Source organism: Actinomadura meyerae, from assembly GCF_900188445.1.
GTDB lineage: Bacteria > Actinomycetota > Actinomycetes > Streptosporangiales > Streptosporangiaceae > Spirillospora > Spirillospora meyerae.
Map to the genome: position 1 here is coordinate 54,618 of NZ_FZOR01000001.1, position 13,014 is coordinate 67,631.

At 74.1% G+C, this 13,014-nt stretch carries 13 protein-coding genes; 11 read left to right on the forward strand and 2 right to left on the reverse strand.

Annotated features, from left to right (window positions below; translation table 11 throughout):
* The first annotated feature begins 108 nt into the window (after positions 1–108).
* From hflX to CHF16_RS00265, 11 genes are all read left to right on the forward strand, one after another.
* Positions 109–1,485: a GTPase HflX gene (gene hflX, locus CHF16_RS00220; RefSeq protein WP_179271350.1), complete on the forward strand. Its 1,377-nt coding sequence runs from the start codon at positions 109–111 to the stop codon at positions 1,483–1,485.
* 443 nt (positions 1,486–1,928) lie between these two features.
* Entirely contained in the window at positions 1,929–3,143 is a 1,215-nt protein-coding gene (gene hutI / locus CHF16_RS00225) for an imidazolonepropionase (RefSeq protein ID WP_089323806.1), read from the forward strand.
* A gap of 17 nt (positions 3,144–3,160) precedes the next feature.
* Positions 3,161–4,012 (forward strand): DegV family protein, encoded by an 852-nt coding sequence (locus CHF16_RS00230; protein WP_089323807.1) that lies wholly within the window; start codon positions 3,161–3,163, stop codon positions 4,010–4,012.
* Positions 4,013–4,087: 75 nt separating this feature from the next.
* The gene (locus CHF16_RS00235) at positions 4,088–4,786 is read left to right on the forward strand and encodes a ComEA family DNA-binding protein (RefSeq protein ID WP_179271324.1); all 699 of its coding nucleotides are present in this window, start codon (positions 4,088–4,090) and stop codon (positions 4,784–4,786) included.
* The gene (locus CHF16_RS00240; RefSeq protein ID WP_089323809.1) at positions 4,783–6,756 is read left to right on the forward strand and encodes a ComEC/Rec2 family competence protein; all 1,974 of its coding nucleotides are present in this window, start codon (positions 4,783–4,785) and stop codon (positions 6,754–6,756) included. Before CHF16_RS00235 ends, CHF16_RS00240 begins: the two co-directional genes overlap by 4 nt.
* 266 nt (positions 6,757–7,022) lie before the next feature.
* Entirely contained in the window at positions 7,023–8,489 is a 1,467-nt protein-coding gene (locus tag CHF16_RS00245; protein WP_143227831.1) for a recombinase family protein, read from the forward strand.
* Between the two features lie 259 nt (positions 8,490–8,748).
* A complete protein-coding gene (locus CHF16_RS00250; RefSeq protein ID WP_143227832.1) occupies positions 8,749–9,003 on the forward strand; it encodes a helix-turn-helix transcriptional regulator in 255 nt (84 codons plus the stop codon).
* Positions 9,003–9,176, forward strand: coding sequence for a hypothetical protein (locus CHF16_RS40010; RefSeq protein ID WP_179271325.1), 174 nt, complete (start codon positions 9,003–9,005; stop codon positions 9,174–9,176). Before CHF16_RS00250 ends, CHF16_RS40010 begins: the two co-directional genes overlap by 1 nt.
* Complete coding sequence (locus CHF16_RS00255) at positions 9,173–9,484, forward strand: helix-turn-helix domain-containing protein (protein WP_089323812.1); 312 nt, start codon at positions 9,173–9,175, stop codon at positions 9,482–9,484. The genes CHF16_RS40010 and CHF16_RS00255 overlap by 4 nt, the downstream gene beginning before the upstream one ends.
* A gap of 2 nt (positions 9,485–9,486) precedes the next feature.
* Positions 9,487–9,789, forward strand: a complete 303-nt coding sequence (locus CHF16_RS00260; RefSeq protein WP_143227833.1) for a hypothetical protein — start codon at positions 9,487–9,489, stop codon at positions 9,787–9,789.
* Between the two features lie 94 nt (positions 9,790–9,883).
* Positions 9,884–11,248, forward strand: coding sequence for an AAA family ATPase (locus CHF16_RS00265; RefSeq protein ID WP_089323814.1), 1,365 nt, complete (start codon positions 9,884–9,886; stop codon positions 11,246–11,248).
* 595 nt (positions 11,249–11,843) lie between these two features.
* On the opposite strand, the gene CHF16_RS00270 is transcribed toward CHF16_RS00265, so the two are convergent.
* Together CHF16_RS00270 and CHF16_RS40015 are read right to left on the reverse strand one after the other, a co-directional pair.
* Positions 11,844–12,776, reverse strand: a complete 933-nt coding sequence (locus CHF16_RS00270; RefSeq protein ID WP_089323815.1) for a hypothetical protein — start codon at positions 12,774–12,776, stop codon at positions 11,844–11,846.
* Positions 12,777–12,825: 49 nt separating this feature from the next.
* Complete coding sequence (locus CHF16_RS40015; RefSeq protein WP_179271326.1) at positions 12,826–12,999, reverse strand: hypothetical protein; 174 nt, start codon at positions 12,997–12,999, stop codon at positions 12,826–12,828.
* Positions 13,000–13,014: the final 15 nt, after the last annotated feature.

The following is a 13,014-nucleotide window of genomic DNA, read 5'->3' on the forward strand; positions in this document are numbered from 1 at the left end:
TACCGAGGACATATGACTCAACCTTTCTCTGCAGACCAGACCCAGAACCAGAACCAGGACGACGTCATCCAGGACGGCGTCATCCAGGACGACGTCGAGTTCGAGCCCATGACGGGCGAACTCGACCTGGAGGACCGCAGGGCCTTGCGCCGCGTCGCGGGCCTGTCCACCGAGCTGACCGACGTCACCGAGGTCGAGTACCGCGCCCTGCGGCTGGAGCGGGTCGTCCTCGTGGGCGTCTGGACGGACGGCACCGCCGCGGAGGCCGAGAACTCCCTGCGCGAGCTGGCGCTGCTCGCCGAGACCGCGGGCTCGCAGGTGCTCGAGGGGCTCGTCCAGCGCCGGTCCCGTCCCGACGCGGCCACCTACATCGGCTCCGGCAAGGCCGCGGAGCTGCGCGACATCGTGATCTCCACCGGCGCCGACACCGTCATCTGCGACGGCGAGCTGGCCCCGAGCCAGCTGCGGCACCTGGAGGAGACCGTCCAGGTCAAGGTCATCGACCGGACCGCGCTGATCCTGGACATCTTCGCCCAGCACGCCAAGAGCCGCGAGGGCAAGGCGCAGGTCGAGCTCGCGCAGCTCAACTACCTGCTGCCGCGGCTGCGCGGCTGGGGCGGCAACCTGTCCCGGCAGGTCGGCGGGCGCGCCGCGGGCGGCGTCGGCATCGGCGGCCGCGGCCCCGGCGAGACCAAGATCGAGCTGGACCGGCGGCGGATCCGCACCCGGATGGCCAAGCTGCGCCGGCAGATCGCCGAGATGGGCAAGGCGCGCGACACCAAGCGCGGCGAGCGGCGCCGCCACCAGGTGCCGGCCGTCGCCATCGCCGGCTACACCAACGCGGGCAAGTCGTCGCTGCTCAACCGGCTCACCGGCGCCGGGGTCCTGGTGGAGGACGCGCTGTTCGCCACCCTCGACCCGACCGTCCGGCGCGCCGAGACGCCCGGCGGCCGCGCCTACACCCTGGCCGACACCGTCGGGTTCGTCCGGCACCTGCCGCACCAGCTCGTCGAGGCGTTCCGGTCGACGCTGGAGGAGGTCACCGACGCCGGGCTCGTCCTGCACGTCGTGGACGGCTCCGACGCCGACCCCGAGGCGCAGATCGACGCCGTCCGCGAGGTGCTGCGCGAGATCGGCGCCGACGCGATCCCCGAGATCATCGTGATCAACAAGGCGGACGCGGCCGACGACCTCGCGATCGCCCGGCTGCGCCGGCGCGAGCCGCACAGCGTCGTCGTCTCCGCCCGCACCGGCTTCGGCATCGAGGAGCTCCGCGCGGCCATCGAGGCCGACCTGCCGGGGCTGGAGAGCGAACTCCACGTCCTCGTGCCGTACGAGCGCGGCGACCTCGTCGCGCAGGTGCACGAGCGCGGCGAGGTGCTCAAGCAGGAGCACGTCGCCGAGGGCACCGTCCTGCACGCCAGGATGCCCGCCGGTCTCGCCGGGGAACTCGCCCAGTACGAGACCGTCTCCCCGACGGCCTGACTCCCGACCCACCGGGCCCCGCGCGGGCCCGGTGGGTTTTCGGGTGCTCTGAGGCCGGGCTTGGATGCCGTCCGGAACCAGCGGAAAGCCCGTTCCCGTCGCTGAACGGTGACAGCTTGTCCAATCCGCTTGACGGTTCGGTTGAAATCCGTACGGTCTTTAGCACTAGGGGCGGGGTGATGGCTGTCGATGCACTACGGCGAGAGGTTGTCGGACGGGCCTTCGGTGCACTACCGTGACGAAACCGATATCTCCGGTCTCGTTGCCAGCGGTGGTCGCCCGGCCACCCGATCCTCCATTGGCGAGTCGCCGGCGCCCGGCCGGTGTTTCGGATCGAGAGCAGGTGGCCATGGCAGGTCCGAACACCGGAACGAGGGCGGGCGGCCCGCCTCGGCGCCATCCCGCGCGGCGGCGCGCACGGCTCGGTCCGGGTCGGTGACGCCATGACGGTACGGCTGTTGACGAACATCGGCAGGCTCTGGACGGGCACCGACGTCTGCAGCAACGCCGCGGTCCTCATCCACGACGACCGCATCGTCTGGGCCGGTCCCGCCTCCGACCTTCCGCAGAGCGTCCCGGGCATCATCGACGACATCGTCGACGTCGACCACGTCGAGAACCTCGGCGGCGGCCTCGTCACGCCGGGCCTCATCGACGCGCACTCCCACCCCGTCTACGCGGGCAACCGGTGGGCCGAGCTCGCCATGCGGACCAGCGGGTCGTCGCACTCCGCCATCGCCGCGGCGGGCGGCGGCGTCAACTCCACCGTCACCGTCACCCGGGGCACCGACCCGTGGACGCTGTGCAACGGCGTCCGCGAGCGGCTCCGCCAGTGGATCCTCGCCGGCACCACCACCGTCGAGGCCAAGACCGGCTACCACCTCACCCGCGACGGCGAGCTCGCCGACATCCGGATGCTGCGGTCGCTGGAGGGCGAGCCGTCCATGCCGCGCATCCACGCGACGTTCCTCGCGGCGCACATCCTGCCGCCCGAGTTCTTCGGCCGCCGCCGCGACTACATCGAGGCCGTCCGGCTGTGGGCCGGCGACGCCGCCGTGGCCGGCGCCGACTCCATCGACGTCTACTGCGACGAGGGCCACTTCACCGCCGAGGAGGCCCGCGCCCTGCTGCTCACCGGCAAGCGCGCCGGGCTGAAGGCCCGCATGCACGCCTGCGCCAACGAGCGCGTCGGCGCCGCGCAGGTCGCCGCCGAGGTCGGCTGCGCGTCCGCCGACCTGCTCACGCAGGCCAGCGACGACGACATCAAGGCGCTCGCCCACGCCGGGGTCACCGCCACCGTCTGCCCCGGCAGCTCCCTCAACAGCAGCCGCGCGCCCGCGCCCGTCCGGCAGATGCTCGACCGCGGCGTCACCGTCGCCCTCGGCACCGACCACAACCCCGGCCAGTGCGGCATCACCTCGATGCCCCTCGTCATCGGGCTGTCGGTCGCCATGTTCGGGCTGAGCGTGACCGAGGCCCTGCGCGCCGCCACGCTCGGCGGGGCCGCCGCCCTGCGCGTCGGCGACCGCGGCTCCCTCGCGCCCGGCATGCTCGCCGACATCGTCCTGTGGGACGCCGACCACGAGGGCGCGTTCGCGTGGGCGTTCGGCCTGCGCGCCCTGCGCATCTGGCGCGGCGGCGTTCCCGTGCAGCCCTGACGCGGCGCGTCCGCCCAGTGTCGCCGCCCAGTGCGGTCGCGGTCGTCACCGACTCCACCGCTTACCTTCCGCCCGGACTCGCCGAACGGCACGGGCTGACCGTCGTCCCGCTCCAGCTCGCCGTCGGCGGCACCGTCCGCGACGAGGCCGAGGTCAGCACCGCCGAAGCCGCGCGGGCGCTGAAGGAGTGGCACCCCATCACCACCTCGCGTCCGGCGCCGGAACGCTTCGCCCGCACCTACGAGACCGCCGCGTCCTCCGGTGCCCGCCACATCGTGTCCGTGCACCTGTCGTCCGCCCTCTCCGGGACGGTGGAGGCCGCCCGCCTCGCGGCCCGCGACGCCCCCGTGCCCGTCACCGTCATCGACAGCGCAACCATCGGCCTGGGGCTCGGCTTCGCCGCCCTCTCCGCGGCGTCCGTCGCCCTGTCCGGCGGCACCCCTGAAGCCGCCGCGGCCGCCGCCACCCGCCGGGCCGAGCTCACCCGCTCCCTCATCTACGTCGACACCCTCGAACACCTGCGGCGGGGTGGGCGCATCGGTGCCGCCGCCACCCTTCTGGGCTCCGCGCTCATGATGAAACCCCTGCTGCACATCGCCGATGGACGGATCGCGCCGCTTGAGAAGGTCCGCACGTCCTCGCGCGCGCTTGCGCGACTCGAAGAACTCGCCGTGGCCGAGGCCGGTGACCGCAAGGTCGACCTGGGCGTCCAGCATCTCTCCGCCGCGTCCCGGGCCGAGAGCCTGGCCGCCCGCCTCCGCGAACGGGTCCCGCACGTCGAGGACGTCTACGTGGGCGAGGTGGGCCCGGTCATAGGCGCGCACGTCGGCCCCGGCATGCTCGGCGTCGTCGTGGCCCCGCAGCTCTGACGCCCCGGCCCTGAGTTATCCACAATCACCGGACCTGCGGCGGCCACCGTCGGGCCGTCCTTAGCGTCGGCTGCCATGAACCCCGACGCGCACGAACGCCTCCAAGCCCTGATGGGCAAGGTGAAACCGCCCGGCACGCCGCCGCCGCGCGCGACCCCCGAACGCTCCCACGTCCGGACGCTGGTCCTCATCGCCGTGATCGCGGTCCTCGTCGCGGGCGGCTACGTGTGGCTCGCGCGCCCGCGCCTCCGGGAGCCCGCGGCCCCGGTGGCGAGCGCTACGCTCACCCGGCCCACCGTGTCCGCCGCCCCGGCGGGTGCCGCCCCGGCGGCGACCGCCTCGGTGGTCGTCCACGTCCTCGGCAAGGTGAAGCGCCCCGGTGTGGTCACGCTGCCGGCCGGCTCCCGCGTCGCCGAGGCCATCAAGGCCGCCGGAGGCGTCCGCTCCGGCGCCAAGACCGGCACGCTCAACCTCGCCCGCCGGCTCGTCGACGGCGAGCAGATCCCGGTGGGCGTCCCTCGCCCGCCGCAGCAGGCCGCGACCTCCGCCGCGTCGCCCGGCCCGTCCCCCGCCGCCTCGGGCGCGCCGCTCGACCTGAACACCGCGACCGCCGACCAGCTGGTCGACCTGCCCGGCGTGGGCCCCGTCCTCGCCCAGCGGATCGTCGCCTACCGCACCGAGCACGGCGGCTTCCGCTCCGTCGAGCAGCTCCAGGAGGTCAGCGGCATCGGCGCCCGCCGCTTCGCCGACCTGAAACCCATGGTCCGCGCATGATCCGCGACGTCAGGCTGCTGATCCCGGCGCTGGCCACCTGGCTGGCGGCCGCCACGACCCTGCCCCTCCCGCCGCCCCTCACCTACACCCTCGCCGCGATCGCGGCTCTCGCCTCCCTCTACCTGCTGACCCGCCGCCCCGCCGCACCCGGTGCCCCCTTGGATGCGGGCGGTGGAGCGGCGGGCGGGTGGCGGGTCATCGCCGGAGTCGTGCTGGCGTGTGCGGCGGCGTCGGCGTGCGGGGTGGCGCTCCGGACGACCGCCGTCACCACCGGCCCCGTGCGCGACCTCGCCCGCGCGGGACGGTTCGCGGCGGCCGAGGCGGTGGTCACCGGCGACCCGCAGGCCCGGCCCGGCCGAGGCCGGCCGATGATCCTCGTCCGGGCGCGGGCCGAGGCGGTGGGGCCCGCGAGGGTCCGCGTCCCGGTGCTGCTCATCGCGGGCGACCCCGGCTGGCTGCGCCTCGTTCCCAGCCAGCGGGTACGGCTGCGCGGCCGGTTCACGCCGCCCGACCGGACGGGCCTGCTCGCCGCGGTCGTGATCGTCCGGGGTCCGCCGTCCGTGCTCGGGCGGCCGTCGGCACCGCAGCGCGCCGCCGAGCACGTCCGGGCCGGCCTGCGGCGCGCGGTCGACCGGCTCCCGCCCGACCCGCGCGGAGTGCTGCCCGGCATGGTCCTCGGCGACACCTCCCGCCTCGACCCCGCGCTGGCCGAGGAGTTCCGCACCGCCGGCCTCACCCACCTGCTGGTGGTCTCCGGCGCGAACCTGGCGATCGTCACCGGTGCGGTCCTCGGGCTGTGCCGCCTCGCCGGCCTCGGCCGCCGCCGCGCCCCGCCCGTGGCCGTCCTCGCGGTGGTGGCGTTCGTGGTCGTCGCGCGGCCGGAGCCGAGCGTCCTGCGGGCGGCGCTGATGGGCGTGATCGGGCTGCTGGCGCTGCTCACCGGCCGGGAGCGCCACGGGCTCTCCGCGCTCGCCGGGGCCGTCCTCCTGCTCGTGCTGATCGATCCCGAGCTTGCGCGCTCGTACGGCTTCGCGCTGTCGGTCCTCGCGACCGCCGGGCTGCTGGTCCTGGCGCCGTCCTGGCGGGAGCGGCTCGGCCGCGGGCTGCCCGGCCCGGTCGCCGACGCCCTCGCGGTCACGGCCGCCGCCGAGGTCGCGGTGGCACCCGTCCTGGTCATGCTCTCCGGCGAGGTGGGCGTGGTCTCCGTCGCCGCGAACCTGCTCGCGGCGCCCGCCGTCGCCCCCGCCACCCTCCTCGGCGCGCTCGCGGCCGTCACCGCGCCCGCGTCGCTGCCGCTCGCCCGGCTGATCGTGTGGCCCGCCGGGCTGGCGGTCGGCTGGATCGTCCGGGTCGCCCGCACCGCCGCGTCCCTCCCGTACGCGACCGTCCCCTGGACGGGCGGCGGCCTCGGCGCCCTGGCCCTGCTCGCGGCGGGCGCGGTGGCGTTCCTGATCCTGCGCAGCCGCCGCCTGCGCCTGCTCGCCGCGGCGGCGCTGACCGGTGTCCTGATCGCGGTCGTCGCGCTGCGCGCCATGGCCCCCGGCTGGCCGCCGCCCGGCTGGCAGATGGTCGCCTGCGACGTCGGCCAGGGCGACGCCCTGGTCCTGTCCGCGGGGCCGCGCCAAGCCGTCGTCGTGGACACCGGCCCCGAATCCGCCCCGGTCGACCGCTGCCTGCGGCGCCTCGGCGTCGAGGACGTGCCCCTCGTCGTCCTGACCCACCCGCACGCCGACCACATCGACGGCCTGCCGGGCGTTCGGCGCGGCCGCAGGGTCGCCGAGGTGCTGACCACACCGCTCAGCCCGGGGCGCGACGCGCGCTTCACCGCGGGCCTCACCACCCGCCACGCCGAGCCGGGGCAGCAGTGGCGCGTCGGCGACCTGACGCTCTCGGTCCTGGCCCCGCTCGGCGGTGCCCGCACCCTGTCCCCGAAGGACGACGGCACCGCGATCAACAAGTCGAAACACTAGAATTGACATAAGCGAGCGAGCGAGGGCGCAGGCCCCTCCGCCGCCCACACAAGAAGAGCCCGCCCGGTGCGCCAACACCGGACGGGCGGCACTCACCGAGAGGACACCTCGATGAGCAAGACACAGGGTAGCCGCCGGTTCCGCTTCCGGCTGTTCAGCAGGCACACCGGAAGGCACGTCGCGAGTCGCGTCCTCGTGGACTGTGCGCGGTGCCGGGCGACGGGCTGGGTCACCTGCCCTCGCTGCGAGGGAAGGGGACAGTGCAAGTGAGGGCCGCTATATACGCGAGGATCAGCAAGGACCGCGACGGCGAGGCGCTGGGAGTCGAGCGCCAGGAGGCCGACTGCCGCGAGCTGGCCGCCCGGCTCGGCTGGGACGTGGTCGCCGTGTTCGTGGACAACGACATCAGCGCGTCCACCCGCTCGAAGAAGCCCCGGCCCCAGTACGAGGAGATGCTCCGCGCGGTGAAGGCGGGCCGGATAGACGCCGTCCTCGCCTACTCGAACTCGCGCCTCACCCGCCGCCCGGCGGAGTGGATCACCCTGATCGAGCTGGCCAACGCCGGGCGCATCCGCATCAAGACCGTGGTCTCGGGCGGGCACGACCTCTCGACGGCGGACGGCCGCGCGGTCGCGCTGACCATCGCGGCATGGGACGCGGCCGAGGCCGAGAGGATCGGGGAGCGCGTGAGCCGCAAGAAGCGGCAGGTGGCCGAGGCGGGGAAGTACCGGGGCGGCCCCCGCCCGTACGGCTACGAGAAGGACGGCATGACCGTCCGCCCCGCCGAGGCGGAGGTCATCCGCGAGGCCACGAAGGCGATCCTCGCCGGGCGCTCTCTGGCCGCCGTGGCGCGCGAGCTGAACGAGGCCGGCCGCCGGACCTCGAAGGGCAGGACGTGGAGCGCCGTGCAGCTCCGTGACGTCCTCGTGCGCCCCCGCAACGCCGGGCTGATCCACAGCGGGCTCGCCAAGCGGAGCGACGTCGAGATCCTCGGCCGCGCGCAGTGGCCCGCGATCGTGGACGAGGACACATGGCGCGCGGTTCACGCGGTGCTGACCGACCCCTCGCGGCGCACCCAGACGAACAACGACGCCCGGTGGCTGGGCACGAACACCTACATCTGCGACCGGGACGGGTGCGGCGCGACGATGCGGGCCGCCCCGATCAGCAGCCGCAAGGGCGGCCGCCGCTACGACTACCGGTGCACGGCCAAGAACCACCTGACCATCGCGGCGGGCAAGACCGATGACTACGTGCGCAAGGTGGTGGCCGCCCTCGTCCGTGACCCGCGCATCGTCGCCGCCCTGACCGAGGGCGACGGCGGTGCCGTGAGCGCCGACCGCGAGCGCCGCGCGGTGCTGGTGGCCAGCCTGGACAGGACGAAGGCGGAGTGGGACGCCGACGAGATCGGGACCGCCGACTACAAGCGCAAGGCGGCGAAGATCGAGGCCGAGATCGAGGAGATCGACGCCCGCATGGCGTCCGGGCTCCAGCGGTCGGCCGCCGCCGAGGTGCTCCACGCGCCCGACCCCGGCGCGGCGTTCCTGAGCGCGCCCGTGGACGTTCAGCGCGCCGTCGTGCGGACGGTGGTGACGGTCACCGTGCAGCCCGCCGCGCAGAACGGCCAGGCGTGGACCTCGGACCGGATCGTGATCGGGCCGGTGGTCGAGTCCTCTGCCGATGAAATGGCAGAAATGAACGGAGAGAGCCCGCGAGAGTTCGCGCGGACTTGAGCACGGGAAAGGCCGTGAAAGGCCCTCAGATTTGATCTGAGGGCCGCACGCGGCAAATGGTAGAATTGAGGCAGGAAGAACCACCCGCCCGAGGGTCGCGCTGCTGATCGCTCGGGAGCACGGGAACTGCACGCCTGGCGCCGTGCGTCCCCCACCTGGGGAGACGCTGCACCCGGAGGCCCCAGGAGCAGGAGCAGCGAGAGAGCGCGCCTCCCGATGAGGCCCGCGACGGTGCTACTTCGTTCGCAGGAGTAGCCCAATGGCTCGTCGTTTCGCGACGTTGCACCGTGCCGCCCAGGAAAGCGGCAAGTCGTACGCCACGATCCGCAATTGGATCAAGGCCGGGAGCGTCCCGGTCTACCGCCTGCCCGGCGTCAAGGCCGCCTGCGTGGACCTCAACGAGGTGGCCGCGTACATCGCCTCGAAGGACCGCGCCGGGTACGCCTCATTCGGCCCCGACGCCGTCGTCCGCGACCTCTCGAACGTCGCGGACGAGTTCGAGGTCGAGCAGTGATGGCCGCCGCCGCTCAGGCCCCGGCCGCCCCCGCCCCCGCCCTCACGGACGAGGAGGCCGCCCGCGAGGCCGAGGCCGCCGCTGTGGCCGCCGCGCTCCCGCCCCTCACCGACGACCAGTGCGCCCGCGTGGCCGCGCTGCTCGCGAGCGTGAGGGGCGGTGAGGGCCGGTGAGCGCTGCCGAGGACTTCATGAAGCGCTGCCTCTCCCGGCGTCGCGAGATGCGCATGTCTCAGGAGCGCCTCGCGGCGCAGATGAGGGAGCGAGGCCATCCGTCCTGGCGGCAGACCACCGTGGCGAAGCTGGAGGCCGGGCAGCGCCCCCTCAGCCTCAACGAGGCCGTCTCGCTGTCGGAGCTGCTCGGCGTGCCGCTGGTGCCGTCCGGCCCGGCCGCCGAGGAACTGGCCGCGCTCAAGGCGCGCGAGAGGGCGCTCCTGAACGGCCTGGAGTCCCTCGTGGAGCTGTGCCGGGAGGTGCGGTGAAGATGAGCGCCCGGAAGACCAAGGGCCGGAGCCACCCGCCCGGCTGGCTCACCGACGACCCCTCGTGGAAGCGGTGGCGCTGGGAGAAGGAGGCCGAGACGGAGCGGCCCGCGCCCCGCCTGTGCTCGGTGCCCGGCTGCGGGCGCCCCAGGCACGCGCGCGGGTGGTGCGGCAGGCACTACCGCCGCTGGTGGCGGAGGCTGCCCCGGCCGCTCAGCCCCGTGCCCGTCCCCTCACCCGCGCAGGTCGCGGACGAGATGCGCGCGGCTTACGCCGAGTGCGCGAGGGCGCTGGAGGCCGCATGACCGCCGCCCACCCGGCCCCAGGCAAGCGAACGGCCCCGGTGCTCGTCAGGAACCGAGGCCGTTCCCCCCTACAGATCCACGAAGGAGAGGCACGATGAGGATCTCATACCAGGGCAAGACCTACCGCCTGATCGGCCCCGTTCACGCGGGCGCGGAGCTCGTGGGCGCCGACGTCCGGGGGAACTACCGGGCGCCCGTCGCGCCGGAGCTGAGGGGCGAGCTGATCCGCCAGGGCCAGCTCACCCAGGACGACGGGACCCCGATCACCGGCCGGCCCGCTCAGCGCGTCCGTGACCGCCTGCTCGGCACCTACGACCACCTGCCCCAGTGGGGCGACCGCGACCGCCGGGACGACGCCCCGCGCCGGATGCTGATCTCCGGCCTGTGGCCGTGGGGGCACATCCCCGTACTGGGCGGTAACGCGAAGGCGGGCAAGACGACGCTCGTCGCGGACCTCGCGAAGGCGCTCGTGCTGCCCGGCTACCGGTTCCTCGGCCACTTCGACCCGGTGACCGAGCTGGAGTACTGGAACTGGGAGGACGACGACGACGCCGAGGAACCGCCGCCGGACCGCAACCGGGGCCGCGGCGTGGTGCTCATCAACGCCGAGACGCCCCGCGACGACATGGAGGCGGCCGTGGGGCCGGATCGTGGCTGGGGGTCCTTCACGCCCGACGCGCTCAGGATCGCCCACCTCGAAGACATGGGCGGCGCCTCCTGGTTCGACGTCACCGACCCCGAGAAGTACGACCGGTGGGCGCACGAGCTGACCGCGTGCGAGGAGTGCGACGGGTCGGACGAGCTGCCGCCCTTCGCGGTGATCGTGGACGGCGTGACGGCGATCCTCGGCGGGGACATGAACCGCTACGGCGAGTGGTACGCCGCGTTCCGCAGGCTGCTGCGCGAGATCGACGTCCCCAACGGCCTCGCGGTCTTCCACAACACGATGAGCGGCGGGCACCCGATGGGCGGCGTCGGCTCCCAGACGGGCGCCGACGGCCTGTGGCGGTACTCCTCGGGCGACTCCGACGACCCCGCCTCGTCGCGCTGGTTCAGCGTGAACCCCCGGCTGGGCGGCGTGCCGATCCGGCCCACGAAGGTGGTCCTGTCCGAGGAGACCGGCCGCCCGGTGCTGGTGGACGCCCTGCCGCCCAACGTGAGCCCGGAGCTGCCCGTCAACCCCACCGAGGAGGACAAGGAGGCCGACGAGGCGGCCGGGAAGATCATGCTCTACGTGACCGAGCACCCCGGCGCCCACGGGGCCGAGCTGACCGACAACGTGGACTGCGGCTCGAAGGGGATGAACCTGGCTGGCCGGACCCGCGCCGTGAACATGGAGCTCCTCGTCGAGACCAAGTGCGGGCAGAACTGCCGGGCGTGCGCCAAGGCGGGGCTCAAGCCCTACTACCGGCGCCTGCACTACTGGCCGTCCAACTACCAGCCCGACGACGAGGACTGAGGTCACGGCCCGGTGGCCCGCGCTCGCGACCGAAGGGAGCAGCGGGCCGACCGGACCGAGGCCGCAGGCCGACCGCTCATCCATTCCACGGCGATGCCGTAGGCGGTCTGCTGGCCATGGCGATGCCGTAGGCGGCCTTCTCTCCCTTCGGTTCTTCGGTTCTTCGGTCGCCACCCAGGCGAACCGAAGGGCTGACCGAAGAACCGAAGGGAGGACCGAAGCATGTGGTACGCCCTGACCTGCATCTTTGTTGGGTTCTTCGGTTCTGACCGAAGAAGGCGAGGCAGGTCGTTGGGAGTCTTGGGTTCTTGGGTTCCCCTAAGTCTCTGACTTAGGGACCCAAGACCCAAGACCCAACACCTGACGCCCTCCGGAGACCGGACCCAACGCCTGTACCGAACGAGAACCCAAGAACCGAACCCGGCCGGGAGAGGGAGGAGAGGGAGAGGGATTCCGCCGCCCCGCCCCGCCCCCTGACATTTAGGCGGGGTGGGCGACGTCCCAAGGGAGTCCACCGCCCGCACTCTCGACTAGGCGGGCGTCGTCCCAAGGGAACGACCGGTCACGACTCCGGCGCACCGCCATCGTATGGCCGTCAGGCCCGGACGTGCGCCCAGGGGACCGAGGACACGGCGGCCCCGCTCGTGCACCAGGGGCGGACGGTCAGCTCGCGGTCCTCCAGGCGGCGGCGCACCCTCGCGCGCTCGATGTCGTCCACGCCCGCGCGCCGCAGGTGCTCCAGGTACGCCCGCTCGAAGGCGGACCACCCCACGGCGCCCGCCCGCTCGGCAGCGTCGTTGCAGGGGGTGCACAGCGCGCCGTCCCGGCCCTCCACGGTGCGCGGGGTCCACACCTTCGCGCGGGCCTGCTCCCGGCCGCCCTGGCTGACGACCTGGGCCGCGCTGAGGCGCACCGAGGCGAGCCCGCACATCGCGCAGCCGCCCCCGGCGGGCGGGGCCAGATCGACCGGCGGCTCACCGGCCGCCTTGCGGACGGCCAGCAGCCGGGCGGCGACCCCTCGAAGGTCGGCGCGCACCTCGTCGGGCACGTGCGCCCAGGGCGCGGACGTGCACTCTCCGGGGTGGTCGGCGGCCAGCGACGACCAGCGCGCGGCCACGCCCCCGGCGGCGAACTCCTGGATCAGCCGCTCGGGGTCGCTGTGGTCGGTGGGCGACCCGCCTGCGACCGTCAGCCCGCACAGGGCCGCCACGAGGTGCTCGTGGGCGACCGTGCCGCGCCGGGCCAGCACATCGGGGCGGGCCGACAGCAGGCGGACGGCCAGCGACGCCCGCCGGGCGCACGAGGGGCAGCGCGCGAGCAGCACGTCCCCGGCGTGGGTGGGCACACGAGTTCCGGGGCCGGAGTACCACTGGCCCTTGAAGACGGGCACCTTCGAGGAGAACGGGGCCCCCTCGGGAGCCATCACCCCGCAGTCGGCGCAGGCGTAACGGCCCTCGGGCAGGGGCACGAGGGCGGGCGCAGGCGCGGGCGCGGTGGTGGCGGCCTGCTCGGGGGCGGGGGCGGTCATGTCTCCTCCAGCGGGGCGGTACGGCGCGCGGGTCGAAGTGGTGGCGGGCTCAGAACTTCCGCACCGGGCAGGAGCGCGCGGGGAAGACCATCGCCGCGTGCGCGGCCAGGGCCTCGCGGCGGGCCTCTCCGGTGAGGCGCTCGGCCAGGCGAAGGGAACGGGTCGCCGCCGCCCTGGGGGACATGCGGCGGACCGGCGGGTGAGTGCTGTCGGTGCTGTTCATGACGGTCCTTCCTCT

Bases quoted from the DNA above. Each gene is read 5' to 3' on its own strand.
- CHF16_RS40010 (WP_179271325.1), top strand. From the start codon at position 9,003: ATGGCCGCCGCCGCTCAGGCCCCGGCCGCCCCCGCCCCCGCCCTCACG.
- CHF16_RS00265 (WP_089323814.1), top strand. From the start codon at position 9,884: ATGAGGATCTCATACCAGGGCAAGACCTACCGCCTGATCGGCCCCGTT.
- hflX (WP_179271350.1), top strand. From the start codon at position 109: ATGACGGGCGAACTCGACCTGGAGGACCGCAGGGCCTTGCGCCGCGTC.
- CHF16_RS00250 (WP_143227832.1), top strand. From the start codon at position 8,749: ATGGCTCGTCGTTTCGCGACGTTGCACCGTGCCGCCCAGGAAAGCGGC.
- CHF16_RS00270 (WP_089323815.1), bottom strand. From the start codon at position 12,776: ATGACCGCCCCCGCCCCCGAGCAGGCCGCCACCACCGCGCCCGCGCCT.
- hutI (WP_089323806.1), top strand. From the start codon at position 1,929: ATGACGGTACGGCTGTTGACGAACATCGGCAGGCTCTGGACGGGCACC.
- CHF16_RS00235 (WP_179271324.1), top strand. From the start codon at position 4,088: ATGAACCCCGACGCGCACGAACGCCTCCAAGCCCTGATGGGCAAGGTG.
- CHF16_RS00240 (WP_089323809.1), top strand. From the start codon at position 4,783: ATGATCCGCGACGTCAGGCTGCTGATCCCGGCGCTGGCCACCTGGCTG.
- CHF16_RS00260 (WP_143227833.1), top strand. From the start codon at position 9,487: ATGAGCGCCCGGAAGACCAAGGGCCGGAGCCACCCGCCCGGCTGGCTC.
- CHF16_RS40015 (WP_179271326.1), bottom strand. From the start codon at position 12,999: ATGAACAGCACCGACAGCACTCACCCGCCGGTCCGCCGCATGTCCCCC.